General features: G+C 67.4%; 25 protein-coding genes. 10 read left to right on the top strand and 15 right to left on the bottom strand.

What is annotated here, in order from left to right; all coding sequences use genetic code 11:
• Window positions 1-190 precede the first annotated feature (190 nt).
• From ACNQVK_RS10920 to ACNQVK_RS10955, 8 genes are all read right to left on the bottom strand, one after another.
• On the bottom strand, window positions 191-895 hold the full coding sequence (locus ACNQVK_RS10920) for a sensor domain-containing protein (RefSeq protein ID WP_418029529.1): 705 nt from the start codon (window positions 893-895) through the stop codon (window positions 191-193).
• Window positions 896-945: 50 nt separating this feature from the next.
• Window positions 946-1713 (bottom strand): enoyl-CoA hydratase family protein, encoded by a 768-nt coding sequence (locus ACNQVK_RS10925; RefSeq protein WP_418029530.1) that lies wholly within the window; start codon window positions 1711-1713, stop codon window positions 946-948.
• 8 nt (window positions 1714-1721) lie between these two features.
• Window positions 1722-2879, bottom strand: coding sequence for an acyl-CoA dehydrogenase family protein (locus ACNQVK_RS10930; protein WP_418029531.1), 1158 nt, complete (start codon window positions 2877-2879; stop codon window positions 1722-1724).
• Between the two features lie 2 nt (window positions 2880-2881).
• Window positions 2882-4867: a biotin carboxylase N-terminal domain-containing protein gene (locus ACNQVK_RS10935; protein WP_418029532.1), complete on the bottom strand. Its 1986-nt coding sequence runs from the start codon at window positions 4865-4867 to the stop codon at window positions 2882-2884.
• A complete protein-coding gene (locus ACNQVK_RS10940; protein ID WP_418029533.1) occupies window positions 4821-6416 on the bottom strand; it encodes an acyl-CoA carboxylase subunit beta in 1596 nt (531 codons plus the stop codon). The genes ACNQVK_RS10935 and ACNQVK_RS10940 overlap by 47 nt, the downstream gene beginning before the upstream one ends.
• A complete protein-coding gene (locus ACNQVK_RS10945; protein ID WP_418029534.1) occupies window positions 6413-7561 on the bottom strand; it encodes an acyl-CoA dehydrogenase family protein in 1149 nt (382 codons plus the stop codon). Before ACNQVK_RS10945 ends, ACNQVK_RS10940 begins: the two co-directional genes overlap by 4 nt.
• The gene (locus ACNQVK_RS10950; RefSeq protein ID WP_418034102.1) at window positions 7558-9243 is read right to left on the bottom strand and encodes an acyclic terpene utilization AtuA family protein; all 1686 of its coding nucleotides are present in this window, start codon (window positions 9241-9243) and stop codon (window positions 7558-7560) included. The genes ACNQVK_RS10945 and ACNQVK_RS10950 overlap by 4 nt, the downstream gene beginning before the upstream one ends.
• 151 nt (window positions 9244-9394) lie before the next feature.
• Window positions 9395-9745, bottom strand: a complete 351-nt coding sequence (locus ACNQVK_RS10955; protein WP_418029535.1) for a hypothetical protein — start codon at window positions 9743-9745, stop codon at window positions 9395-9397.
• A 205-nt stretch (window positions 9746-9950) separates the two neighbouring features.
• Between ACNQVK_RS10955 and rpmF the strand changes: the two genes are divergently transcribed.
• The 6 genes from rpmF (at window position 9951) to ACNQVK_RS10985 (ending at window position 15972) form a co-directional block, all read left to right on the top strand.
• Complete coding sequence (gene rpmF / locus ACNQVK_RS10960; protein ID WP_044521728.1) at window positions 9951-10124, top strand: 50S ribosomal protein L32; 174 nt, start codon at window positions 9951-9953, stop codon at window positions 10122-10124.
• A gap of 146 nt (window positions 10125-10270) precedes the next feature.
• The gene (locus ACNQVK_RS10965; RefSeq protein ID WP_409548731.1) at window positions 10271-10957 is read left to right on the top strand and encodes a response regulator transcription factor; all 687 of its coding nucleotides are present in this window, start codon (window positions 10271-10273) and stop codon (window positions 10955-10957) included.
• Between the two features lie 4 nt (window positions 10958-10961).
• A complete protein-coding gene (locus tag ACNQVK_RS10970) occupies window positions 10962-12461 on the top strand; it encodes an ATP-binding protein (protein ID WP_418029536.1) in 1500 nt (499 codons plus the stop codon).
• A gap of 195 nt (window positions 12462-12656) precedes the next feature.
• Window positions 12657-14069: a S1C family serine protease gene (locus ACNQVK_RS10975; protein WP_418029537.1), complete on the top strand. Its 1413-nt coding sequence runs from the start codon at window positions 12657-12659 to the stop codon at window positions 14067-14069.
• A gap of 80 nt (window positions 14070-14149) precedes the next feature.
• Window positions 14150-14644: a MogA/MoaB family molybdenum cofactor biosynthesis protein gene (locus tag ACNQVK_RS10980; protein ID WP_003885700.1), complete on the top strand. Its 495-nt coding sequence runs from the start codon at window positions 14150-14152 to the stop codon at window positions 14642-14644.
• 692 nt (window positions 14645-15336) lie between these two features.
• Window positions 15337-15972: an MspA family porin gene (locus tag ACNQVK_RS10985; protein ID WP_168441708.1), complete on the top strand. Its 636-nt coding sequence runs from the start codon at window positions 15337-15339 to the stop codon at window positions 15970-15972.
• A gap of 65 nt (window positions 15973-16037) precedes the next feature.
• Here ACNQVK_RS10985 and mscL read toward each other — a convergent pair whose 3' ends face one another.
• The 3 genes from mscL to ACNQVK_RS11000 all read right to left on the bottom strand — a co-directional run bounded on the left by mscL (window position 16038) and on the right by ACNQVK_RS11000 (window position 17702).
• Window positions 16038-16499, bottom strand: a complete 462-nt coding sequence (gene mscL, locus ACNQVK_RS10990; protein ID WP_418029538.1) for a large-conductance mechanosensitive channel protein MscL — start codon at window positions 16497-16499, stop codon at window positions 16038-16040.
• Between the two features lie 135 nt (window positions 16500-16634).
• Complete coding sequence (locus ACNQVK_RS10995) at window positions 16635-17294, bottom strand: SAF domain-containing protein (protein ID WP_418029539.1); 660 nt, start codon at window positions 17292-17294, stop codon at window positions 16635-16637.
• Window positions 17295-17363: 69 nt separating this feature from the next.
• Complete coding sequence (locus ACNQVK_RS11000) at window positions 17364-17702, bottom strand: FmdB family zinc ribbon protein (protein WP_418029540.1); 339 nt, start codon at window positions 17700-17702, stop codon at window positions 17364-17366.
• A 63-nt stretch (window positions 17703-17765) separates the two neighbouring features.
• On the opposite strand from ACNQVK_RS11000, the gene ACNQVK_RS11005 reads away from it, so the two are divergent.
• On the top strand, window positions 17766-18536 hold the full coding sequence (locus tag ACNQVK_RS11005) for an HNH endonuclease family protein (protein ID WP_418029541.1): 771 nt from the start codon (window positions 17766-17768) through the stop codon (window positions 18534-18536).
• A 178-nt stretch (window positions 18537-18714) separates the two neighbouring features.
• Here the strand turns inward: ACNQVK_RS11005 and ACNQVK_RS11010 are convergent, their stop codons facing one another.
• The 4 genes from ACNQVK_RS11010 to ACNQVK_RS11025 form a co-directional block, all read right to left on the bottom strand.
• The gene (locus ACNQVK_RS11010; RefSeq protein WP_418029542.1) at window positions 18715-19602 is read right to left on the bottom strand and encodes a universal stress protein; all 888 of its coding nucleotides are present in this window, start codon (window positions 19600-19602) and stop codon (window positions 18715-18717) included.
• On the bottom strand, window positions 19599-21431 hold the full coding sequence (locus ACNQVK_RS11015) for an amino acid permease (RefSeq protein WP_418029543.1): 1833 nt from the start codon (window positions 21429-21431) through the stop codon (window positions 19599-19601). The genes ACNQVK_RS11010 and ACNQVK_RS11015 overlap by 4 nt, the downstream gene beginning before the upstream one ends.
• 125 nt (window positions 21432-21556) lie before the next feature.
• Window positions 21557-22792, bottom strand: a complete 1236-nt coding sequence (locus ACNQVK_RS11020) for a PucR family transcriptional regulator (RefSeq protein WP_418029544.1) — start codon at window positions 22790-22792, stop codon at window positions 21557-21559.
• A 19-nt stretch (window positions 22793-22811) separates the two neighbouring features.
• Window positions 22812-23411 carry a 5-formyltetrahydrofolate cyclo-ligase gene (locus ACNQVK_RS11025; RefSeq protein ID WP_418029545.1) on the bottom strand — a complete coding sequence of 200 codons (600 nt, stop codon included), beginning with the start codon at window positions 23409-23411 and terminating at the stop codon, window positions 22812-22814.
• 27 nt (window positions 23412-23438) lie between these two features.
• Here ACNQVK_RS11025 and ACNQVK_RS11030 point away from each other — a divergent pair, with 27 nt between their 5' ends.
• Genes ACNQVK_RS11030 through ACNQVK_RS11040 form a run of 3 tightly spaced genes read left to right on the top strand, consistent with a single transcriptional unit; the run spans window position 23439 to window position 26362 of the window.
• Complete coding sequence (locus tag ACNQVK_RS11030) at window positions 23439-24368, top strand: UTP--glucose-1-phosphate uridylyltransferase (RefSeq protein WP_044520101.1); 930 nt, start codon at window positions 23439-23441, stop codon at window positions 24366-24368.
• A gap of 55 nt (window positions 24369-24423) precedes the next feature.
• A complete protein-coding gene (gene glp / locus ACNQVK_RS11035) occupies window positions 24424-25662 on the top strand; it encodes a gephyrin-like molybdotransferase Glp (RefSeq protein WP_418029546.1) in 1239 nt (412 codons plus the stop codon).
• A gap of 46 nt (window positions 25663-25708) precedes the next feature.
• On the top strand, window positions 25709-26362 hold the full coding sequence (locus tag ACNQVK_RS11040; protein WP_090427408.1) for a GNAT family N-acetyltransferase: 654 nt from the start codon (window positions 25709-25711) through the stop codon (window positions 26360-26362).
• Window positions 26363-26401 lie beyond the last annotated feature (39 nt).

The following is a 26401-nucleotide window of genomic DNA, read 5'->3' on the forward strand; positions in this document are numbered from 1 at the left end:
GCACGGCAGAGGATGTCCGCACAAGAAACGGTAGGACTGCGGTCAGCGATGCGACAGATGCGCGGCGGCGTTTGCTGTCACAGGCAACTACCGTCAACTACGCGCGCAATGTCTGAGCTGCTGCGTCTGCAGCGTGGGTCTGGACCGATGCTGCGGATTTTGCCTGGATACGAGGCCCCTGCTACCCGGCCTACGTGAGTTTCCTGGCCACGAGCCGGGCGACGGCGGCTGCAGTGTCGGCATTCGAAGCGGCTGCTGCTGTGGTGCCGAGGACATCGACATCCACGACGTAGTGGGACGCGGTGGTGACGGCGCGCTGTAAGGGCACCGGTGTGATGATGCCGTCTGTCGTCGATACCACCAGGTCGGCCGTCAAGAACCCGTCTGCGCTGTCGGCCTGGATGACCTTGTCGCTGAAGGTTATAGCGTCCATCGGTTGGGTCACCGTCCTGCCCTGACATGATCGCCACCGTGGGGCCGTGTCGCGATACCAGGCACCTGCATCGTCTGGCGTGTCCACGTCGATGACAGCGATCGACACCGAGACAGACCGGGCACCGCGGGCATTCTTTGGCGATTCCCAGAGGCCGGTAGCGACGGCACCTGCCGGAACATGCTGATACACATAGCGGATTCCGGCGTGGGTGAGGGCAGCACATTCAGCGGGCGAGATGTTCTCCGGGTCGCCCCTGAGCACCTCGATCCCGCCGACGTCGATCGGCGAGTTCAGCTGCATGGACCCGCCCACGACCTGCCCCAGTTCGGGGAGGGTGGGCATCCCACGCTCAATTGGGCTGGGCTGGGCCTTCATCGCCTGGCCCGCGATCACGGTCGAACACCCCGCCAGCTGCACTGCGAACAGCGTCACCACCGTGATCAGCAGGCCCCGCTTCATTGAACTGACAATAGTGCGGAGGTTGCTGGTTCTGGAGCGGGAGAGCTGAGTCAGCCCACCCAGTTCGGCGGACGCTTCTGCAGGAACGCCATCATGCCCTCGCGGGCCTCGTCCGAGACGAACAGCCGCGCGGACTGCCGGGTCAGGTCTTCTGCCCGTTCGTCGAACCCACGCAGGATCGACGCGGTCGTCAGCGCCTTCGACGTCGCCAGCCCCTGCGGTGAACCCTTCGCGATCTCGGCTGCCAGCGCTGCGACCGCGTCGGAGACGTCGTCGGCGGCCAAGGTGATCAGCCCTATCTCGGCCGCCTCGGCCGCACCGAACTTCTCACCGGTGACGAAGTACCGTCCGGCCGCCCGCGGCGACATCTTCGGCAGCAGGGTCAGCGAAATGATCGACGGCGCAACGCCGATACGCGCTTCGGTCAACGCGAACGTGCTCTGCGAACCGGCGACGACGAGGTCGCACGCACCGACCAATCCCATCCCGCCGGCCCGCACGTGCCCGTCGATCGCACCGATCACCGGAATCGGCAGTTCCAGGATGGCCCGCAGCAGCTTGGTCATCTCGCGGGCCCGGTCGACGGCGATGTCGCCGGGATCCTGACCGGCAGCCTCGCTGAGATCGGCTCCGGCGCAGAAGGTCCCACCGGTGTGTCCGAGCACCACCGCCCGGACCCCGGGTTCGTCGGCGGCGTCGGAGAAGCCCTGGAGCAACTGCTCGACCAGGGCCGTGGACAGTGCGTTGCGGTTGTGCGGGGAGTCCAGCGTCAGCCGGGCGACGCTCTCCGCCACCGCGTAGTGAACCAGTGCGGTCATCGCGCGCCTCAGTACGACCGGGGCAGGCCCAGCGAGGTCTGCGCGACGAAGTTCAGGATCATCTCCCGGCTCACCGGCGCGATCCGGGCCAGCTTGGACGCCGTTACCGCGGCGGCGATGCCGTACTCCTTCGTCAGGCCGTTGCCGCCGAGGGACTGCACGGCCTGATCGACCGCCCGCACCGATGCCTCACCGGCCGCGTACTTGGCCATGTTGGCGGCCTCGGCCGCGCCGAAGTCGTCGCCGGCGTCATACAGCGTCGCGGCCTTCTGCATCATCAGCTTGGCCAGCTCCACCTCGATGTGGTTCTGCGCCAGGGGGTGCGAGATACCTTGATGTGCACCTACTGGGACTTTCCATACCTGGCGGGTCTTCACGTAGTCGACCGCCTTGTTGATGGCGAACCGGCCCACGCCCACCGCGCTGGCCGCACCCATGATGCGTTCGGGGTTCAGCCCGGCGAACAGCTGCGCGATCGCGGCGTCTTCCGAACCCACCAACGCATCGGCGGGCAGTCGGACGTCGTCGAGGAACACCTGGAACTGGCTCTCCGGGCTGACGATCTCCATCTCGATCTTGGTCCAGTTCAGGCCCGGGGTGTCGGTCGGGATGACGAACAACGCGGGCTTGAGGTTTCCGGTCTTGTGGTCCTCGGTGCGTCCGACGACGAGCACGGCCTGGGCCTGGTCGATACCGGAGATGAACGTCTTCTGGCCCTTGAGGATCCAGTCGCTGCCGTCGCGGCGTGCGGTGGTGGTGATGCGGTGGCTGTTGGAACCCGCGTCAGGCTCGGTGATCGCGAAGGCCATGGTGATCGACCCGTCGGCGATACCGGGGATCCAGCGCTTCTTCTGTTCCTCGGTGCCGAACTTGGAGATGATCGTGCCGTTGATCGCGGGGGAGACCACCATCATCAGCAGCGCCGACCCGGCCGCCGACATCTCTTCCATCACCATGGACAGCTCGTACATGCCGGCGCCGCCGCCGCCGTACTCCTCGGGCAGGTTCACCCCGATGAAGCCGAGTTTGCCTGCCTCGTTCCACAATTCGGTGGTGTGCTGGCCGGAGCGGGCCTTCTCCAGGTAGTAGTCCTGCCCGTAGTTGGCGGCCATCGCGGCTACCGCCTGGCGCAGGGCCTTCTGTTCCTCGGTCTCGATGAAGCTCATGGTCATTCTCCTTCGGGGGTTTCCACGCGGGCAAGTACGGCGCCGACCTCGACCTGTTGGCCCGCGGCGACATTGAGTTCGGCCAGCACCCCGTCTTCGGGTGCGGCGATGGTGTGCTCCATTTTCATGGCTTCCAGCCAGATCAGGGGTTGTCCGGCGGTGACGGTATCGCCGACGGCGGCCCCGACGCGGACCACCGAACCGGGCATCGGTGCGAGCAGCGAGCCGTGTGCGACCGCATCGTCCGGATCGGGGAAGCGGGGCAGCGCGGTGAGCGCCACCGGGCCGAGCGGGGAGTCGACGAACACCTGGTCGCCGTACCGCGCCACGTCGAACGCACGGTCTACACCGTTGACGGTGAGGAGTACCCGGTCCGGCGTCGCCGACACCAGGGAGACTCCGTCGTCGTCGGGCAACTCGACCCCGGTGCGGGTGAACCGGTAGCGCACCTGGACGTCGTCGCCCGCGCCATCGCGGTAGGACCGGGATTGGGGGCCCGAGACCAGGTTGCGCCAGCCGCTGGGTGCGGCACCGAAAACCCGTGCGCTGCTGCGGTTGTGCGCGGCGTCGGCCAGGGCGGCCGCGATCGCCGAGAGCGTCACCGCTCCGGCATCGGCCAGCGGGGCGGCCAGGGTGTCGAGGCCGTGCGTGTCGAAGAACGCCGTGTCGGTGGCTCCGTCCAGGAACGCCGGATGCCGCAGCACGTTGACCAGCAGGTCCCGGTTGGTGCGCAGTCCGTGAATCCGGGTGCGGGCCAACGCATCGGCCAGCACGGCCGCGGCCTGAAGGCGGGTCGGCGCATACGAGATGACCTTGGCCAGCATGGGGTCGTAGAAGATCGACACCACCGAACCGTCCTCGATGCCGGTGTCGACCCGCACCTGCCCGGGCACGTCGAACCGGTGCACCGTGCCGGCCTGCGGCTGCCAGCCCTTGGCCGGGTCCTCGGCGTACAGCCGGACCTCGATCGACGAACCGCGGGAGGCCGGTGGCTCGGCATCGAGCCTGCCGCCGTCGGCGACCATGATCTGCAACTCGACGAGATCGAGACCGGTCGTGGCCTCGGTGACCGGATGCTCCACCTGGAGGCGGGTATTCATCTCCAGGAAGAAGAAGTCGCCCCGCTCGTCCGCCATGAACTCGACCGTGCCCGCGCCGGCGTAGCCGATCGCCTCGGCAGCCAGCCGGGCCGCGTCGAACAGCTTCTCCCGCATCCCGGGAGTGCGTTCCGCCAGAGGCGACGGGGCCTCCTCGATGACCTTCTGATGACGACGCTGGATTGAGCACTCGCGCTCGCCGACGGCCCAGACCGTGCCGTGCTGATCGGCCAGCACCTGCACCTCGACGTGATGGCCGGCCGCCAGGTAACGCTCGCAGAACACCGTGGGATCGCCGAACGCCGACTGCGCCTCACGCTGGGCCGCTGCCACTTCGCTTGGCAGATCGGACAGTTCGCGCACGACGCGCATACCGCGGCCACCGCCACCGGCCGACGCCTTCACCAGCACCGGCAGCTGATCGGCCGTCACGGTCGACGGGTCGAGCTCGGTCAGCACCGGAACTCCGGCCGCGGCCATCATCTTCTTGGCCTCGATCTTGGAGCCCATGGCCTGCACGGCGTTCACCGGCGGACCGATCCAGGTCAGCCCGGCGTCGATCACGGCTGCCGCGAAATCCGGGTTCTCGGAGAGAAACCCGTAGCCGGGATGAACGGCGTCGGCACCCGCTGCGCGGGCCGCGGCGATGATCTGGTCGGAGTCGAGGTAGCCGTTGTTGCCCTCCAGGCGAACCCGGGCGTCGGCTTCGGCGACGTGTGGGGACCCGGCGTCGGGGCCGGTGTACACAGCGACCGTGCCGATGCCGAGACGACGGCAGGTCTCGAACACCCGGCGCGCGATCTCGCCGCGGTTGGCGACGAGGACTCTCGTAATCACTGTTCGCTCACATCCTGAAGACGCCGAAGTTCGACGTCCCCTCGATCGGGCCATTCGCGATGGCGGACAGGCACATTCCCAGCACAGTGCGGGTATCCCGGGGATCGATCACCCCGTCGTCGTACAACCGGCCGGACAGGAACATGGGCAGCGACTCGGCCTCGATCTGGGCCTCGACCGCAGCCCGCAGTGCCGCATCGGCGGCTTCGTCGACGGCTTGGCCACGGGCCTCGGCGGCAGCGCGGCTCACGATCGAGAGCACACCGGCGAGCTGGGTGCCGCCCATCACCGCGGACTTGGACGACGGCCAGGCGAACAGGAACCGCGGGTCGTACGCCCGCCCGCACATGCCGTAGTGGCCCGCGCCGTAGGAGGCGCCGAGCAGCAGCGAGATGTGCGGAACAGTAGAGTTCGACACCGCATTGATCATCATCGAGCCGTGCTTGATCATGCCGCCCTCCTCGTACTGCTTACCCACCATGTAGCCGGTGGTGTTGTGCAGGAACAGAAGCGGGGTGTCGGACCGGTTTGCCAGCTGGATGAACTGGGTGGCCTTCTGCGACTCCTCGGAGAACAGCACCCCGCGGGCATTGGCCAAGATCCCGATCGGGTAGCCGTACAGCGTGGCCCATCCCGTCACCAGCGACGATCCGTACAGCGGTTTGAACTCGTCGAAATCGGAGCCGTCGACGATGCGGGCGATCACGTCGCGGGGGTCGAACGGGATACGCAGATCGGCGGGTACGATGCCGATGAGCTCCTCCGGGTCGAACTTCGGCTCGACCACCGGCGCGGGAACGGGTCCCTTCTTGCGCCAGTTCAGCCGGGCCACGATGCGCCGGCCGATCCGGATCGCGTCGAGCTCGTCGTTGGCCAGGTAGTCACCCAGACCCGAAGTGCGGGCGTGCATCTCGGCACCGCCCAGCGACTCGTCGTCGGACTCCTCACCGGTGGCCATCTTCACCAGCGGCGGGCCGGCCAGGAACACCTTGGAGCGTTCCTTGATCATCACGACGTGATCGGACATGCCCGGCACGTATGCGCCGCCGGCCGTCGAGTTGCCGAACACCAGCGCGACGGTCGGGATGCCCGCCGCCGACAGCCTGGTCAGATCGCGGAACATCTGCCCGCCCGGGATGAAGATCTCCTTCTGCGTCGGCAGATCGGCGCCACCGGACTCCACGAGGGAGACCACCGGAAGCCGGTTCTCCATCGCGATCTGGTTGGCGCGCAGGATCTTCTTGAGCGTCCACGGGTTGCTCGTGCCGCCCTTGACCGTTGGATCGTTCGCGACGATCAGGCACTCGACACCCTCAACGGCACCGATGCCACAGACGACGCTGGCGCCCACGGTGAAATCGCTGCCCCAGGCCGCCAACGGGCTCAACTCCAGGAACGGGGCATCCGGATCCAGCAGCAGCTCGACCCGCTCGCGGGCGGTGAGCTTGCCGCGGCCGTGATGGCGGTCCACGTACTTGGTCCCGCCGCCGGCCAGAGCCTTGGCATGCTCGGCATCGAGCTCGGCGAGCTTGGTGGCCATCACCTCGGCCGCCTCGGTGAACCCCGGCGAGCCGGGGTCGATGGTCGATTTGAGAGTGGTCATGACTGGAACCCCAATGTCTTTGCGGCCAACGAGGTCAGGATCTCGGTGGTACCTCCGCCGATACCCAGGATCCGCATGTCACGGTACTGGCGCTCGACCTCGGATTCGGCCATGTAGCCCATGCCGCCGAACAGCTGGACAGCCTGATTGGCCACCCACTCGCCGGTTTCGACCGAGGTGTTCTTGGCGAAGCACACCTCGGTGATCAGGCCCTGGTCCCCGGCCAACTGCCGCTCGACCACATGGCGCGTGTACACCCGGGCCACGTCGATCCGCCGGGCCATTTCCGACAGGGTGTTCTGCACCGACTGCCGGGCGATCAGCGGCTTGCCGAAGGTCTCGCGGTCGCGGCACCACTGCACGGTCAGGTCCAGGCAACGCTGCGCACTGGCATAGGCCTGCACGGCCAGGCCCACCCGCTCGGAGACGAACGCCGCCGCGATCTGCAGGAAGCCGGAGTTCTCCGCGCCGATCAGGTTGGCCACCGGCACCCGCACGTCGCTGTAGGACAGCTCAGCGGTATCGCTTGAACGCCAACCCATCTTGTCGAGCTTGCGGGTGACCTCGAATCCCGGCGTGCCCTTGTCCACCACGATCAGTGAGACGCCTGCCGCGCCCGCTCCGCCGGTGCGCGACGCTGTGACGACGTAGTCCGCCCGGACACCCGAGGTGATGTAGGTCTTGGCGCCGTTGAGGATGTAATCGTCGCCATCTCGGACCGCGCGCGTGGTGAGGTGCCCGACGTCGGACCCGCCGCCGGGTTCGGTGATGGCCAGGGATCCGATGAGATCCCCTCGCAGCGTGGGCTTCACGTAGGTCTCGATCAGGCGTTCATCGCCCGAGGCGATCATGTGCGGCACCGCGATGCCACAGGTGAACAGCGAGGCGAACACGCCTCCGGGCGAACCCGCGTAATGCATTTCCTCGCAGATGATCACGGCGTCGGCCCCGTCGCCGCCACCACCGCCGACCGACTCGGGGAAGTTGGCGCCGAGCAGGCCGGCTTCGCCGGCCTTGCGGTGCAGTTCGCGCGGCAGCTCGCCGGTGCGCTCCCACTCGTCGGCGTGGGGCAGCACCTCACGCTCGGCAAAGCTGCGCACCGTCTTGCGCAATGCCTCACGCTCGGGCGAAGTCCAGATGCTCACTTGATGAGTTCCTCCGGGATATCGAGATGACGGCTGCGCAACCATTCGCCCAGCCCCTTGGCCTGCGGATCGAATCGGGCCTGATACGCGACGCCCTGGCCGAGAATGCCTTCGATCACAAAGTTCACGGCCCGCAGATTCGGCAACAGGTGCCGGGTGACCGGCAGGTCTGCTGTCTCGGGCAGCAATTCACGAAGTTTGTCGACGGTCAGCGTGTATGCCAACCAGCGCCACTGCTCGTCGGTGCGAACCCACACCCCGACATTGGCGGACCCACCCTTGTCGCCGCTGCGGGCGCCGGCGATCGTGCCGAGCGGTGCGCTGCGAGTGGTCCCGGAGGAGAACGGATCGGGGAGTGCGGGATCGGGCACCGGTGCCAGATCGAGGGTTTCGCTCGCCGGCGCGATGCCGATCCGGCTGCCATCGGCGTATACGGCGATGTGTGGCACCTCGGCGGCATCGACGTAGCCGGGTACGAACACTCCGTAGATCTGACCATCGCCCGGGGGCGCGGTGGTGGTGAATCCCGGGTAGCTCGCCAGCGCGAGTTCCACGCCCGCCGAAGAGAATTGGCGTCCGACGATGTTGGGATCCGCGTCGCGGACCACGCAGTGCAGCAGGGCGCTGGCGGCTTCCTCGGTATCGGCATCGGGATGATCGGTGCGGGCGAGCGTCCAATCCAGTTCGGCCGGGCGCACTTTCAGGCCGGCCTCCAATTGGCTGCGCACGAGCGCGGCCTTCGCCTCGATGTCCAGGCCGGTCAGCACGAACGTGGCGGCGTTGCGGAACCCGCCGATGCTGTTGCACGACACCTTCAGCGTCGGAGGCGGGGCCTCGCCCGTCACCCCGGAGATACGCACCCGGTTGTCGCCGTCCTGGCTCAGCTGCAGAGAGTCCACGCGCAGCGTCACATCAGGATTGGCATAGCGAGCGCCGGTGATCTCGTAGAGCAGCTGTGCGGTGACGGTGCCGACGCTGACCTGCCCGCCGGTGTCGGCATGTTTGGTGATCACCGAGGAGCCGTCGGCGGCGATCTCGGCGATGGGGAACCCGGGCCGGGCCAGATCCGGGATTTCAGAGAAGAAGGAGTAGTTCCCGCCGGTGGCCTGGGTGCCGCACTCGATCACGTGACCGGCGGCCACCGCTCCGGCCAGCGCGTCGTAGTCGGTGGGCGACCAGCCGAAATGTGCGGCCGCGGGCCCGACGATCACCGAAGCATCCGTCACCCGGCCGGTGACCACGACGTCGGCGCCGGAATTCAGGCAGTCGACGATGCCCCACGCGCCCAGGTAGGCATTGGCGGCCAGGGGAGTGCCCAGCCCGAGTTCGGAAGCGCGGCCCACCAGGTCATCGCCCTCGACGTGGGCGACGTTGACGTCGAGGCCCAGGCGCTCGGCCAGGGCCCGGACTGCGGTGGCCAGCCCCGCCGGGTTCAGCCCGCCGGCGTTGGCCACGATCTTGACGCCCTTGTCGAGCGCCAGCCCGAGGGACTGCTCCAGCTGGGTGAGGAAGGTCTTGGCGTAGCCGCGGTCGGGGTTCTTGGCCCGGTCCCGGGCCAGGATCAGCATGGTGAGCTCGGCCAGGTAATCGCCGGTCAGATAGTCCAGCTCACCGCCGGTGAGCATGTCGTGCATCGCGGACAGCCGGTCGCCGTAAAACCCCGAACAATTACCGATGCGCACTGCATCAGGCCCTGAAGGCACACGTACTCCTGTCGACGCAGACAATGGATACCAACCAACCAACCAACCGGTAGGTTAGCGGGTACCGCTGGTCCCACGTCAATAGCCGGCGGGCATCTCCCAGCTCAGGCCGGTGGCCACGCCAGGGTGCCTACAAACCCAGTTCGGTCCGCATGTCGTCGATCGACTTGCAGTAGGCGGCCCAATCCTCTTTGCCCTGCGCTTCCTGGGTTTGGTTGAACAACTTGTCGCGCGCGGCGGTCAGCTGATCGACCGTGAGCTTCCCCGCTTTCTGGGCGTCGTCCATCTCGAGCTGGAAGTCCGACAACGCCGTCATCGCGTCCAGGCCGCTCGCCGTGCAACCCGAGGCCGTCGCCGTTTCTGTCGTGGTTTCGACGACGGCGGGGGCTTTCTGCATGGTCGATGATTCGCTGGTATCGGCACTCTGGCTACATCCCGCAACGGTGAGGGCCACCAAGCCCGCTAGTAGGGCACGTTTCATGACCCCTCCCCGAGGTCGCGGTGAAAACGCTGAATGATTGCTGTGCGACATTCAAGGTAGTCTTCGGCCGTCGGTTGCGGCGTCGAATGCGACAACTCCCGTTTTGGAGCAGCGCCAGGTCAACCGTTACTCTGTACCTAATCGTCGCCGCCGGCGAGCTCAATCGATTCGCGCGGCAACAACCCGAAGCAAGGAGATGCACGTCATGGCTGTGCCCAAGCGCAGAATGTCGCGCGCGAACACCCGTAGCCGGCGCGCGCAGTGGAAGGCCGAGGCCACCGGTCTCGTCGGCGTCAGTGTCGCCGGTCAGCAGCACAAGGTGCCGCGCCGTCTGCTCAAGGCCGCTCGTCTCGGCCTGGTCGATCTCGACAAGCGCTAGAACTTCAGACACTTTCTCAAAAAGCGCTATCACTCGTGATAGCGCTTTTTGTCGTGCTCAGGGTTGTTCCGGTCCCGTGAAAACGCTCGGCGAATTTGCGGCGCGCCTCTCAGCCCACTCTCAGACAGCGGGTTGAAACTGTGCCTGTGCGCATACTTGTCGTTGACGACGATCGCGCTGTGCGCGAATCCCTGCGCCGGTCGCTTTCTTTCAATGGTTATTCGGTCGAGCTTGCCCAGGATGGGGTCGAAGCACTCGAGGCGATTGCCAGTGACCGGCCCGATGCTGTGGTTCTGGACGTGATGATGCCGCGGCTGGACGGTCTGGAGGTGTGCCGGCAGCTCCGCAGCACCGGTGACGATCTTCCGATCCTGGTGCTGACCGCCCGTGACTCGGTCTCCGAGCGGGTTGCCGGACTGGACGCCGGCGCCGACGACTACCTGCCCAAGCCGTTCGCGCTCGAGGAGCTGCTGGCGCGGATGCGGGCGTTGCTGCGCCGGACGGTCAACGACGACGGCACCGATTCGCAGATGATGACGTTCTCAGACCTGACCCTGGACCCGGTGACCCGCGAGGTGACCCGTGGCCAGCGTCAGATCAGCCTCACCCGCACCGAGTTCTCGCTCCTGGAAATGCTGATCGCCAACCCGCGGCGAGTGCTCACCCGTAGCCGCATCCTCGAAGAGGTGTGGGGATTCGATTTCCCGACTTCGGGTAATGCCCTCGAGGTGTACATCGGCTACCTCCGCCGAAAGACCGAGGCCGAAGGCGAGCCCCGGCTGATCCACACCGTGCGCGGCGTCGGTTACGTGCTGCGCGAAACACCCCCCTGATTTGATGGCGCTCAACGCAAATACCTGGCGAACCGCCACTGACTCTGGGCGGCTCGCCGCCGTGAACCTACGCAACACCAGCTCACTGTCATTGCGCTGGCGCGTGATGATGCTCGCGATGTCGATGGTGGCCATGGTGGTGGTCCTGATGGCGGTCGCCGTCTACGCCGTCGTCTCGCGCGCGCTCTACGACGACCTGGACAACCAGCTGCACAGCCGTGCCCGGTTGCTCATCGAGAGCGGATCGCTGGCGGCCGACCCCGGCAAGGCCATCGAGGGCACCGCCTACTCCGACGTCAACGCGATGCTGGTGATCCCGGGCCGATCCATCTATACGGCCAACCAGCAAGGGCAGATGTTGCCGCTGGGCAAGCCCGAGAAGGACGTCATCTCCGGTGAACTGCTGATGTCCCTGCGCACGGCGAACCACCAGCGGGTGCTCGCGGTGCACCTGGCCAACGGCAGTTCCCTGCTGATCTCCAAGAGCCTGGCACCCACTGTCCAAGTGCTGAGACGGCTGGGCACCGTGCTGCTCATCGTCGGCGGCGTCGGGGTCGCGGTGGCCGCCATGGCCGGTGGTGCGGTGGCCAGAGCCGGGCTCAGACCGGTGGGCAGACTCACCGAAGCCGCGGAGCGGGTGGCCCGCACCGACGATCTGCGGCCCATCCCGGTGGTCGGCAGCGACGAGCTGGCCCGGCTCACCGAGGCGTTCAACATGATGCTGCGGGCTCTGGCCGAATCGAGGGAACGGCAGTCCCGGCTGGTATCCGACGCCGGGCACGAGCTGAGAACCCCGCTGACCTCGCTACGCACCAACGTCGAACTGCTGATGGCCTCGCAAGCACCGGGCGCGCCGCCGCTGCCCAGGGACGAGATGGACGGGCTGCAGCAGGATGTGATCGCCCAGATCGAGGAGCTCTCCACCCTGGTCGGTGACCTCGTCGACCTGACCCGTGACGATGCCGGCGGCATCACTCCGGAGCCGGTCGACATGTCCGAGGTCGTCGACCGCAGCCTGGAGCGGGTCCGGAGGCGCCGCAACGACATCGAATTCGACGTCGACGTCATCGGCTGGCAGGTGTTCGGCGACGCACCCGGCCTCGGCCGGGCAGTGCTCAACCTGCTGGACAACGCCGCCAAGTGGAGTCCGGCCGGCGGGCAGGTCAGTGTCAGGTTGCATCAGGTCGATCCGACGCACGCCGAACTCGTGGTCTCCGATCACGGGCCCGGCATCCCGCCGCAGGAACGCGCGCTGGTGTTCGAGCGCTTCTACCGCTCGGACGCGGCCAGGGCGATGCCGGGATCCGGCCTCGGATTGGCTATCGTCCAGCAGGTGGTGCTCAAACACGGTGGCGCACTGCGGATTGACGAGACCGTGCCGGGCGGCACCCCGCCGGGAGCTTCCTTTCACATGGTGCTGCCGGGCCAGCCGATCCCCAATGGCGATGCGACACACTCGCCCCGGGTCGGCGGTGGGCACGCTGTCGGCGCGGACAAAAGGTGAGACAGTTAAGTCAGTCGGGGGACTAAATCACGGATGGATCAGAAATCTCTAAGTGGATTCTCAGCCCATCTGGGCAACCTGAGTGGCAGTGAGTTCGTTTGACGAATTGAACAGACACGAGGGTTGGACAAACGGGTCGGACCGGGCCGGCGTCACAGGCCGGCGGACCTTTACAAGAGAAGAGCACGCAGCACTATGACGAACCACCCGAGGTACCCCCAGCAGCCGGAGCAGCATCCCGGCGGCGCTGCCCCCGGATACGCCGGTGCGCGTCCTGACCCTTACCAGCAACAGCCGTACGACTGGCGTTACGCGCGTCAACAGCCGCAGCAGCACCAACCGCATCAGACGCAGCAGCACCAGGCCCAGACGCATCAGACCCAGACTCACCAGCCGCAGCCGCAGCCGCAGCAGCAGGCGTATCGCGCACCGTTCGACCCGTACCGGATTCCGGCCAGCCCGCAGCCTGTCCCGGCCAAGAAGCGCTCCAAGGCCGGCCTGGTCGCCGGTGCCCTCACGGTGGCCGTGGTGTCGGCGGGCATCGGTGGCGGCGTGGCCACGCTGGTTCACGACGACCACCCGCGCCTGGGCACCCAGGGCCTCGGTGCCGCACCGACCGTTCCCGCGGCCGCCCTACCCCCCGGTTCGGTGGAGCAGGTGGCAGCCAAGGTGGTGCCGAGTGTGGTCAAGCTCGAGACCGATCTGGGCCGCGCGTCCGAGGAGGGCTCGGGCATCATCCTCACCGGCGATGGCCTCATCCTGACCAACAACCACGTCGTGCAGGCGGCCAAGCCGGGTGAGCCCGCTCCCGCCACCGCGCCGGGTAGTGCACCGGCACCGGCAGGCGCTCAGACCAAGGTGACGTTCTCCGACGGGACCACGAAGCCGTTCACCGTGGTGGGCACCGACCCCAGCAGCGACATCGCAGTGGTGCGCGCACAGGACGTTTCGGGATTGACCCCGATCACGCTCGGCTCGTCTGCCAACCTGCGGGTGGGCCAGGACGTGGTGGCCATCGGCTCGCCGCTGGGCCTCGAAGGCACCGTCACCACCGGCATCATCAGCGCGCTGAACCGTCCGGTCGCGGCCGGCGGCGACACCCGCAATCAGAACACCGTCCTCGACGCCATCCAGACCGACGCCGCGATCAACCCGGGCAACTCCGGTGGCGCGCTGGTCAACATGAACGGTGAACTGGTCGGGATCAACTCGGCGATCGCCACGATGGGCGGGGATTCACCGCAGGCGCAGAGCGGCTCGATCGGGCTGGGCTTCGCGATCCCGGTGGATCAGGCCAAGCGCATCGCCGACGAGCTGATCCAGAACGGCACCGCCTCGCATGCCTCGCTGGGCGTGCAGGTGGCCAATGACAAGGCCAGCGACGGCGCCAAGATCGTCGAGGTCACCAACGGCGGGGCCGCGGCGGCGGCCGGTCTGCCCAGCGGTGTGGTGGTCACCAAGGTCGACGACCGGGTGATCGGCAGCGCCGACGCGCTCGTGGCCGCGGTGCGGTCCAAGGCGCCCGGTGACAAGGTCACGCTGACCTTCCTGGACCCGGCAGGCAAGCCGCAGACCATCGACGTCACGCTGGGAAAGGCTGAGCAGTGAGCACAGTGATCGGACCCGGCGGGATCGCCACACTCCGTCTGGCTACACCGTTGTCTGCCGCCGGATATACGGTTGCAGGCATGGAACAGCCAGGGGAGTTGGTGGGGCGCGCGCTCGTCGTCGTCGTGGACGATCGCACAGCGCATGGCGAGGAAGACCACAGCGGTCCGTTGGTCACGGAACTGCTGGGCGAGGCCGGGTTCGTCGTCGACGGAGTCGTGGTCGTGGCGGCCGACGAGGTCGAGATCCGCAACGCGTTGAACACCGCGGTGATCGGCGGCGTCGATCTGGTGGTGTCTGTCGGCGGGACGGGGGTGACGCCGCGCGACGTGACGCCGGAGGCCACCCTCGACATCCTCGATCGGGAGCTGCTGGGCATCGCCGAGGCACTGCGGGCATCGGGCCTTTCGGCGGGCATCGTGGATGCGGGGCTGTCCCGCGGCCTGTGTGGCGTCTCGGGCAGCACGCTGGTGGTGAACATCGCCGGGTCGCGTGCTGCGGTGCGCGACGGCATGGCCACCCTCGGGCCACTGGCCGCGCAAGTGATAGGCCAGCTATCAAGTTTGGAAATCTGAACATCAACGAAACGGCGGCCACCGGCCGCCGTTTCCTTTTGCAGGTGAATGTTAGGCAGAGTGACGGTGCTGGTTAAGAGCAGGTTAACGGTTGTTGCTGCGCCGCCTAAGATGAGATGTGATCTTCATCACAAAGGGAATTGACGATGCCTGAAGCGAACAAAATGTCCCGGCACGCAGTTAACAAGATTTTCGGTGAGGCGCTCCCGGACATCGCTCCCGACGAACGTGACACCGCTTCGCCGGACGACGATGACGACCGGGACCGATGGTTGAGGAACAACATTCCGCCTCACCATCACTGAGAAGGTGAGCGGCTTGTGAGGGGTACGAAACCCCAGCTCGGCACTGTGTTCCGAACCTCAGTTCGTTATCGAGGCGAACGGCGTCACAGCATTGCCGAGTGGGCCAATTCGCAGCGTCGCGACCTAGTGCGCGACCTCCCAGCCGGTTTTCAGCAAATTTTGATCGATTGACCGTATGCACGGCTCGGGATATGTGCTTGCGTTGCCGCCCCGAAGGGCTCCCGTTATGTTCCTCGTGTCAACGATGAGCATTACGTAAGAGCAACGTGTGGGGTTTCTAATCCGCACCACATGTAGGTCTTGCGCGGCGGTACGGTCTGCGGGGGCCGGGACGCCACCCACAAACGGTGGGCCCCCGGGGCCGCCGGCGATATAGCTAGGGAGAACATGAAGGCATTCAGTCGGGTGCTGGTCGCGATGGTGGCAACCATCGCGGCGCTGTTTACGAGCACGGGCACTTCTCATGCGGGTCTGGACAATGAACTGAGCCTGGTTGATGGGCAGGACCGGACCCTGACCGTTCAGCAGTGGGACACCTTCCTCAACGGTGTGTTCCCCCTGGACCGCAACCGGCTGACCCGTGAGTGGTTCCACTCCGGTCGCGCCAAGTACGTCGTGGCGGGCCCGGGTGCCGACGACTTCGAGGGCACGCTGGAGCTGGGCTACCAGATCGGCTTCCCCTGGTCGCTGGGTGTGGGGATCAACTTCTCCTACACCACCCCGAACATCCTGATCGACGATGGTGACATCACCGGCCCGCCCTTCGGCCTGGAGTCGGTCATCACCCCGAACCTGTTCCCGGGTGTGTCGATCAGCGCTGACCTGGGCAACGGCCCGGGTATCCAGGAAGTGGCCACCTTCTCGGTGGACGTCAAGGGTCCGGCCGGGGGTGTGGCGGTGTCCAACGCGCACGGCACCGTGACCGGTGCGGCCGGTGGCGTGCTGCTGCGTCCGTTCGCCCGCCTGATCGCCTCGACCGGTGACAGCGTCACCACCTACGGCGAGCCTTGGAATATGAACTGATCTGAAGCACCGACAAAAACAGCCCCTGGAGAAATCCAGGGGCTGTTTTTGTATGCGGGTGGACGTCACTCGCGATCAGCGCTGGTGTGCTTGGCGGTGTCCGGGCTGGGGCCGGTGCCGGGGCCGGTCACATGCTTGCCGGTGTCGCCGTTGGTGGACAGCAGATCGCGGATCTCGGTGAGGAGGCTCAGCTCGGTGTCCTGGGCCTGTTCGACCTCGCCGCGCTCACGCAGCTTCTTGTACGGCAGGACGATGACGAAGTAGATGACCGCGGCCACCAGGATGAAGTTGATGAAGGCGGACAGGACGGCGTTGAAGTCGATGAACGTCTCGGGATCGCCGCCCAGCGAGATCTTGAGAATGCCGTATTCCTTGCCGGGGCCGGCGCCGATCCGGTCGATCAGCGGCTGGACCACCTTTTCCGTGAAGGAGGTGACCAGGCCGGTGAAAGCGGCGCCGATGACCACAGCAACCGCAAGATCGATGACGTTGCCGCGAGACAGAAACTCTTTGAAGCCCTTCAACATGCGGGGACCCTTCCTGCAGTGTGGTGTTTTCGGTGCGACAAGCAAACAGTAACCGAGTTGGCCGAATGGCTGGGTGATTGTCGGTCAACATCTTCGTAGCGAACGAATTGTGTTGTCAGACAGTGGGATACGGCCTCAGTGGATCGTGAGGGTGACGGCCTGCACCAGGCTGATGGCCGCGACCTCGTTGGCGGAGCGGGCGGGCAGGGCAACCAGGGCCACCCGATCGGTGCCCACCCCGGCCCCGCGGGCCTTCTCCGAGACAAGTACCACCACCGCCCCCGAGGCCACAACGACCGGCCGGGCGGGCTGCTTGTCGTCCTGATCGCCGGTCACCGTGATCACGTCCACCACGTCGCCCGGGCGGATCAGATCGAGTAACGCCGTGTCGCTGAGCTTCAGCGGCACGATCCGCGCATCCGGGCCCGCGGCCGATTCCGCCAGCCGCGACCCGAGCAGCCGGACATCGGTGAGAACCTCGCCGCGACGGGCCGGGGCGGTCAGCGTCGCGCCGATCACTCGGCCCACGTCACTCTGGGCACCGTCGGGCAGGGTGGCCTTGCCACGGCGTTCCAGTCGCACGTCAGCGGCGGTCAATGCGACGCCCGGGGACAGGTCGTGGGTGGCGACCGCGATCTCGGTGTACTCGCCGTGCGGATCGGAGCGCAGGGCCGCGATCGCTGCCAGCAGCACCAGCCCGGCTGCGGCGGCGCGGCGGGCGGCCACCGTGCGGGTCCAATCGGGCCGGGCAGCGGTCAACCGACGCCAGACGGGCGGGTTGAGTGATTCGGCCATGGCGCCACGGTAGGCGCGCGACGGCCGGGTGAGAACGGCGTCTTCGCCGTCCTGTGGATAACTCCGGGGCTAGCTTGAGGCGGCCGCGGCAGGGGCGGCGCTGGAGCTGCTCGACGAACTCGAGGACGAAGAGCTCGACGAAGAAGCGCTCGACGACGAGTCGGAGGACGTGCTCGACGAGCTGCTCTCCGAGCTCTTGCCGGAGGAGCCGTTGGACGAGCTCTTGCCCGACTCGCGGTTGTCGGTGCGGTAGAAGCCGCTGCCCTTGAACACCACGCCGACGGAGCCAAAGAGCTTGCGCAGCTTGCCGGAGCACTTGGGGCAGGTGGTCAGCGCATCGTCGCTGAAGGCCTGCACCGCGTCGAACCGATTGCCGCACTCAGTGCACGCGTAGGAATAGGTAGGCACGAAAACCCTCCGAGTTGGTCAAACTTGTTAGCACTCTACCGGCTCAAGTGCTAGAACCGCTACGTGGGCCATGTCATTCCCGCGCGCCGCCGGCGCCGGCGCACCGGAAGGCTAGCGGTACTGCTCGTGGTGGCGGTAATCCTGGCGGTGCTGGCCGTGCTCGTGGTGGCGCGCATGCGGGAAGCCGGGCCCGCGGATGCGCCGGCCGAGTCCCCGGTCCCGCCTCCGACGACCGGTCAGGCTCGGCAGCCGATGCCGCAGAACCCCGGCTACGACCGGGCCCGCGCGCTGTTGGCGGGGCTGCCGGTCAAGGGCTGGGACCGTGACACCGACTATGCCCGGTCGCGCTTCGGCGAGGCCTGGAGCGACGACGTCAACGTCGAGTTCGGTCACAACGGCTGCAATACCCGCGACGACATCCTCCGCCGCGACCTGGCCCGGCTGACCGTCCGCCCCGGAACCTGTTACGCCGCCACCGGCGTCCTGCACGACCCCTACACCGGTGCCGAGATCGCGTTCACCCGCGGGCCCGACACCTCCAGCACCGTGCAGATCGACCACCTGGTGTCGTTGTCGGACGCCTGGTACAAGGGTGCGCGGACCTGGGACCCGCAGCGGCGCAAGGACTTCGCGAACGATCCGCGGAACCTGATCGCGGTTGCCGCGCAACCCAACTTCGACAAGGCCTTCCGCGACGCCGCCAGCTGGTTGCCGCCCAATGTGGCGTTCCGCTGCGAGTTCGTAGCCCGCCAGGTCGAGGTGAAATCCGCCTACCAGCTATGGGTCTCGGCCAAAGAGAAGCGCGCCATGGAGGCGGTACTGAACGGCTGTTAGGCGCAGCGCCCGCACAGAGCGCTCCGCGGCCGAGTTCCTTCTGGCGCGCTGCGACGAGTGTGCAACCTCTCGTGCTGAAAGGGCGAAAACAGCGCAAGAAGCTACACACTCGTCGCAGTGTGTGCGGACCACACCATTGGCCCCTGCGCGGACGACCCGGCCCCGGAGTGCGGAGAACCTAGCGCGGCTGGTAGCTCGGTGCGATCATCACCGGAACCGGCGAGTGGCGCAGGATCTTGCCCGCGGCCGAGCCGAGGAACACCTGCGCGCTCGGGGCCGCCGCACCCGAGCCGAGCACGAGCATGTCCCCGGTGTCCCACCCGATGCTCTGCACGGCCGAGTTCCAATCGTGGCCGGCGCCGACCACCACGTCGACATCCGGAATCGCCATCCGGTCACGAATGGCGTTGAGCTGTTTGGTGATCTCGGCAATGGTCCGTCGTGACCACTGCTGGACCACCAACTCCTCGGCCGAGGTTTCGATGGTGCCGGCGAACGCCACGGTGTTGCGGACGGTGAACGATACGATGCGCAGCTTGGCCTTCCAGTCCGCGGCCAGCTCAGCGGTGGCCGGGATGAGCCCGTTGACGTCGGCCTCCCCGCCGTAGGCCGCGGTGAGGCGGCGGATCGGCGCGTCGGTCTGGGTGTACCCGCGCGGTGCGAAGACCACCGGCACCCGGGCGGTGTGCACGAGTCGCTCGGTGACGCTGCCCAGCGTGACCCGGCCGATCATGCCCGAAGAGGACGACCCGACGGACACCACGGTCACCCGGTGGGCATCCGCGAGCTCGATGAGACCGGTTGGTATCGACGTGGATTCGTGTACCACCGGGGTGACGTCGAGGTCGATGGGCAGCACCGCGATCGCGCGCTGCAACGCCTGTGTGGCCTGCGCGCGCACGTAAGCCAGATACTCGCCCTCGACGGGGTCGTCGCGCGGTGGCCAGGCGCGTTCCACCACCGCCGCGGCGATCACCTGCTCACCGGTGGTGCGGGCGAGCTGGATGGCCAGGTTCAGCGGTGCGCTGCTGTGCCGGCTCGCGCTGAACGCGGCGAGAATGGTCACGACGCGTGCTCCTGGGTGCGCACCCGCGACACCACATGCGTCACCGGCACCTGGTACTCGGCGCGGGCCCGGTCGACGACGTCGAAGCGGTGCCACACCGAATCCTCGGGCGGCAGTGTGGAAATCACGATCTGGTCGGGCCGGAACGTCTCGACGGCATGGGCCAGGGCCCGCAGCGGACGGTAGTCACCCAGCTCGCCGTCGGCCTGCAACTGTTCGGAACGCAGCGTGCTTAGCGTCTGATCGAGGCGGCGCTGGGCGGCGCGCGTGGTGGCTTCCGAGATGTCGAGAGGACCGTGGGTGGCGGCCACCCCGGTATCGATCGGACTGGCGGGCACGACGACCTGATAGACCGCGTCGCGGTCCGCGCCGATGCGCCGCAGCTCTTCGAGCAGTTCGTTGGATTCCACGGTCTCGTTGGCGAGCACCAGCACCCGGTGCGGATGCTCGGCGCCGGGCGTCGGTGACACCCCGGCCACCTCGGGCCGGTGCCCGATGAACCAGCGGTTGGCCAGGAACAGCACGATCACCACGGCCCACGACAACAAGCTCATGGTCAGTGCTTTGCGGTTGTCGCCGCCCTGCACGAACATCTGCACCAGGATCGCGAAAATGGCGCCCGCGGTGAGGATCGACAAGACCGGGAACAGCCACATCTTCACCTTGAGTTTGTCGGCCGACGTCCGGTACCGCAGCACGATCTGCGAGATCGCGATCAGCAGGTAGACGAACAGGATCACGGCGCCGCTGGAGTCCAGCAGGAACTTGAAGATGAAGTCCGGCGAGAAGGCCGAGGCGATCACGCCGAGGAAGCCGATGACCGATGAGGCGAGGATCGCCGTCGCCGGCACGCCGCGCCGCGTCACCGCGACCAACTGCGGTGGTGCCTCGCGCCGGGCGGCCAGCACGAACAGCATCCGCGACGCGGTGTACATGCCCGAGTTCAGGCAGCTCAGCACGGCCGTCAGCACCACGGCGTTCATGATGTGGTCGGCGTAGGGGATGCCGATCTCGGTGAAGGCCGACACGAACGGCGATGCGGCGACCTGCTCGCTGTTCCACGGCAGGATCGTCACGAGCAGGAACGCCGAGCCCACGAAGAACACTGCGATACGCAGGATCACGGAGTTCGCGGCCCTGGCCACGGCGCGCTCCGGATCGGCCGATTCCGCGGCCGCGATGGTGGCGATCTCGGCTCCGACCATCGAGAAGATCACGGTCACCACGCCGACCGTGACCGCCATGGCGCCCAGCGGGAAGAACCCGCCGTTGGCCCACAGGTTCGAGAAGTCCATGTCCTTGTGCGGCCACAATCCGATGACATACAGCGAACCCAGCCCGATGAATGCCAGGATCGCGGCCACCTTGATGCCGGCGAACCAGTACTCGAACTCGCCGAACGATGACACCGAGAACAGGTTGGTCGCCGTCATCGCGATCAACAGGATCAGTGCCGTCAGCCAGATGGGTACGTCCATCCAGTACTGGATGATCTTTGCGCCCGCGATGGCTTCGAAGCCGACGACGATCACCCAGAAGTACCAATACAGCCAGCCGACCGAGAAGCCCGCCCAGTTGCCCATCGCGTTGCGCGCGTAATCCGCGAACGATCCGGTCGAGGGATTCGCGACGGCCATCTCGGCCAGCATCCGCATCACCATGATGATGAGCACGCCCGCCAGGGCGTAGGTGATGAAGACACCCGGGCCGGTCTTGCCGATCACCACCCCGGAGCCGACGAACAGTCCGGCGCCGATGACACCACCGATCGCGATCATCCGCAGTTGTCGTTGACTGAGCGCCTTTTTCAGTGCGGGTGCTTCACCCATTTGCCTACCGACTCCTCCGTGATGTGTGACTCAAGTCACAAGCGGCCAGAACAGAACGCTATTCCTGGCGACGGGTCCACGGAGCCGAAATCGGGCCGAAACTGTAGGAAACTCAGCCGGCTCGTTCAGACAGCTGTCGAACCGGGGCGGTACAGCCCGGCCAGGCGCGCCAGCCGCAGGCTCAGCATCAGATCGAAACGGGTCTCACCGTCGCTGAGGTCGCTGCCGACGGCCTCGGTGAGCTTCTCCAGCCGGTAGTACAGCGTGGACCGGTGGAGATACATGTCCTCGGAGGTGCGCCGCACGTCACCGCCGTTGGCCAGGTAAGTCTCCAGCGTGCGGAGGAGGTCGTCGCGACCCTGCTCGATCAGGCCGACGATGCCGGGGTGGACCAGTTCGCCGAGCCGGTCCGGGTCGTAGGCCTGGCCCAGCAATGCCAGGGTGCGCCACGATCCGAGCGCGGACCAGTCGGCCACCTGGGCGCTGCCCGCGCCGACCTCTGCCAGCGTCAGCGCCAGCCTCGCCTGGCGAAACCCAAGGGCCGCTTGCGTTATCGGCAGGGGAGCGCCGGAGCTGCCGATGGCCGGGTGGGTTCCGTAGCTGGCCCGTACGGCCAGGGCCACGGTGTCGGCGGTCGCGGCCGACCCGGCGTCCAGACGTGACACCGCGAGGATCGTCGTCGGCGATCCGGCCAGGGTGTACCACCGGCGCGTCCGGTCGGTGGCCGCCAACCGCAGACGCAGCGCCATGCTCCGATCGACCGGATCTCCCGCGTGGTCTGGGCCGGGCTCGAACCTGAAAACCTGGACCACGTCGTGCGGGTCGGCCATCGCCCTGGCGTGCAGTTCGCCGACCACCGCCTGGGCCTGCCCGGGATCTTCGGCGGCGATCAACCGCATCAGGAGGCCCTGCTGTGCGGACTCCTGGGATCGCAGCGCCGCGTTGCGGCGGTCGAGAATGGCCAGCAGGTCGGCACCCGCTCGCTCGGCCAGCTGCTGACCGTGCTCGGGCAGTGAACCCTCGGGGGCGATGATCCACAGGTAGCCGAACCGCTCGGACGCCGATCGGACAGGGACGCAGAACCGCGGCATCAGGTTGTATTGCGGAAACGCCGGGGTCCACACCGCCGAGTCCGCCGCGCCGATCCCGAATTCGAACAGCGCCGCCTTGACCTCCGCGCGGGTCTCGCGTTGCAGCACGCTGTGGACCCGCACGTCGTCGAGTTCGCCGAGCTGACGGCTGTGCGTGACCGGGGTCAGCTCCTCGTCATCCAGCAGCACGGCCCGGTCCAGGGTTTGGGCCAGCATGTCGACGATCAGCTGCATGCGGACACCGAAGTCAGCGCTCACCGGATCGGACACCTGACGATTCTGGACCAGCTCAGCGCTGCAACGTCACGATTCCGCCCGACGGCGTCAGTGCGTGCGTCATTCGCACGTCGTGGGGATCGGCGGGGAGTTCGTCGACCAGTTCGTCGTCACGCACCACCGCGACCAGGCGCGCATGGGGTGCGGCGTAGATCAGGGTCCGGTCGTAGAACCCCGCGCCCCGGCCGAGCCGGTTGCCATGGCGGTCGACGGCCAGCGCGGGCACGAGGACCACCTCGGCATCTGCGATCCGCCCGGCGGGCAGCCACGGCGGCACGGGCTCGCGCAGGCCGAACTCGGCGGCCACCAACGTCCCGGGCTCGTACGGGCCCCACTGCATCGGCAGGCCCCGGCCGTCCTCGTCGTTGCGGGCAACCGGAAGCAGCACGCGCACACCGAGTTCCAACAGGGTGTCCAACAGGGCCTGCGACCCCGGTTCCGAGCCCACCGGAACATAGGCGCACACCGTTTGCCCGCTGCGCACCAGAGTGGGCAGCCAGCGGCCGAGCGCCTGCGCCTCACTGTCGCGGCGGTCGGCGGGCACAGCCCGTCTTGCACGGAGAACGCCGGTTCGCAAATCGGTCTTCGTCGGCAGGGTCACGCCCTCCACCATTTCAGAACGGACGTTAGTGTGTGAACGATGAGCACGTCTCACAAGGCGCCTGAGGTGCCGATTCCCTACACGGCCGTGGTCCCGGCGGCCGGTCTGGGTACGCGATTCCTTCCCGCCACCAAGACGGTCCCCAAGGAATTGCTTCCGGTGGTCGACACCCCGGGCATCGAGCTGGTCGCGGCCGAGGCGGCCGAGGCCGGCGCCGAGCGGCTGATCATCATCACCTCCGAGGGCAAGGACGGCGTCGTCGCGCACTTCGTCGAGGACCTGGTGCTCGAGGGCACGCTGGAGGCTCGCGGCAAGAAGACGATGCTGGAGAAGGTCCGCCGCGCTCCGGCACTGATCAAGGTCGAGTCTGTGGTGCAGGCCGAGCCGCTGGGCCTGGGACATGCCGTCAGCTGCGTCGAGGCCGCGCTGGCTCCGGACGAGGACGCCATCGCCGTCCTGCTGCCCGATGACCTGGTGCTGCCCACCGGCGTCCTGGAGACCATGTCAAAGGTGCGGGCCAAGCGCGGCGGTTCGGTGCTGTGCGCCATCGAGGTGCCCGGCGACGAGATCAGTGCCTACGGCGTCTTCGACGTCGAGACCGTGCCCGACGCGGCCAACCCGAACGTGCTGCGGGTCAAGGGCATGGTGGAGAAGCCCAAGCCCGACGATGCGCCGTCCCCGTACGCCGCCGCCGGCCGCTACCTTCTCGACCGGGCGATCTTCGATGCGCTGCGCCGGGTTTCGCGGGGCGTGGGCGGGGAGATCCAGCTGACCGACGCCATCGCGCTGCTGATCGAAGAGGGCCATCCGGTACATGTGGTTGTGCATCGCGGAGCCCGACACGACCTGGGAAATCCCGGCGGCTACCTGAAGGCTGCGGTTGACTTTGCGTTGGAACGTGACGACTACGGCCCGGATTTGCGGCGGTGGTTGGTCGAACGACTGGGTCTGACCGGACAGGAGGGCTAGCAACGAGCTGGCCCGTCCGCCGCACGTCGGCCCGGATGGGATAGGAAGGCGTGTTGTGCGTTCGGTGGAGGAACAGCAGGCTCGGGTAGCGGCTGCCGCGGTGGCCCCCCGACCGGTGCGCGTGGCCATCGCCGAGTCACAAGGCCTGATGTGCGCAGAAGAGGTCGTCACTGAACGGCCGATGCCGGGATTCGATCAGGCCGCCATCGATGGCTATGCGGTGCGCAGCGTCGACGTGTTGTCCGTGGGCGACGGCGCCGGCGAGATCAGCCTGCCCGTGATGGGCTCGATCGAAGCGGGGGCGCGTACCCCGAGCCGGTTGCAGCCCCGGCAGGCCGCGCGCGTGCAGACCGGCGCGCCGATGCCGACGCTGGCCGACGCCGTGCTGCCGCTGCGGTGGACCGACGGCGGCGAGAGCCGGGTCCGGATCCTGCGCAGCGTGCGCTCGGGCGCATACGTCCGGCGCACCGGTGACGACGTGCAACCCGGCGACGTCGCGGTGCGGGCCGGCACCATCATCGGCCCGGCCCAGGTGGGCCTGCTGGCCGCGGTCGGGCGGGACCGCGTGCTGGTGCATCCCCGTCCGAGGCTGTCGGTGATGTGCGTGGGCGGCGAACTCGTCGACGTGTCCCGCAGCCCGGGAACCGGGCAGGTGTACGACGTGAACTCGTACGCGTTGGCCGCGGCAGGCCGGGATGCGGGTGCGGAGGTCAATCGGGTCGGCATCATCAGCACCGACCCCCGGGAATTGCGGGAAACCGTTGAGGGCCAAGTCAATCGCAATGAGATCGTGGTGATCGCCGGTGCGGTGGGCGGAGCCGCCGCTGAATCTGTGCGCACCGTGCTCGCCGAGCTCGGCGAGATGGAGGTGGCCCGGATCGCGATGCACCCGGGATCGGTGCAGGGCTTCGGTCAGCTCGGTCGCGACCGGGTTCCGGTCTTCCTGCTGCCGGCCAACCCGGTGAGTGCGCTGGTGGTGTTCGAGGTGATGGTCCGACCGCTGATCCGGCTCTCGCTGGGCAAGCGCCAGCCGATGCGTCGTGTGGTCAAGGCCCGCACGCTGTCGCCGATCAGCTCGGTGGCCGGCCGCGCCGGATATCTGCGCGGGCAGTTGATGCGCGATCAGGATTCCGGCGAATACCTGGTGCAGGCCCTGGGCGGGGCGCCGGGAGCGTCCACCCACCTGCTGGCCACGCTCGCCGAGGCGAACTGTCTCGTGGTGATTCCGAGTGAGGTCGACGAGGTTCGCACGGGCGAAACCGTGGATGTCGCATTCCTGGCCCAGCGCGGCTGATAAGACTTCATTCGATGAATGACGGTGTGACGAATCGACTGTGCGGATGAGCCTGTTCCGGTCCAACGCTTTTCACCCGGGTTGGCCCGGTCCGATCGGACCGTTGCGGGTGCAGGCCGGTGTGGTGCGGCTACGTCCGGTGCGGCTGCGCGATGCCGCCGTGTGGAGCCGCATCCGGCTGGCCGACCAGGCCCATCTGGAGCCGTGGGAGCCGGTCAGTGGCGTGGATTGGCGTGTCCGTCATGCTGTTTCGTCGTGGCCTGCGATCTGCTCGGGCCTGCGCAGCGAGGCCCGGCGCGGGCGGATGCTGCCGTACGTGATCGAGCTCGACGGGCAGTTCGCCGGCCAGCTCACGATCGGCAACGTCACTCATGGCGCACTGCGATCGGCGTGGATCGGCTATTGGGTGGCCAGCGACAAGACCGGCGGCGGGGTGGCGACCGGTGCGCTGGCGCTGGGGCTCGACCACTCCTTCAACGGGGTGCAGTTGCACCGAGTGGAGGCCACGGTGCGTCCGGAGAACGTCGCGAGCCGGGCCGTGCTGGCGCGGGTCGGCTTCCGTGAGGAGGGGCTGCTGCGCCGCTATCTCGAGGTGGACGGCGCCTGGCGGGACCACCTCCTGGTCGCGATCACGTTGGAGGAGCTCAAGCATTCGGCGGCCCAGGCCCTGGTTTCGGCCGGCCGCGCCAGTTGGTGCTGACTGCGGCCAGGATCTGAGTTGCGGCGCGCCGAGTCGATA

The organism is Mycobacterium sp. 134 (assembly GCF_048282715.1).
Taxonomy (GTDB): Bacteria; Actinomycetota; Actinomycetes; order Mycobacteriales; family Mycobacteriaceae; genus Mycobacterium; species Mycobacterium septicum.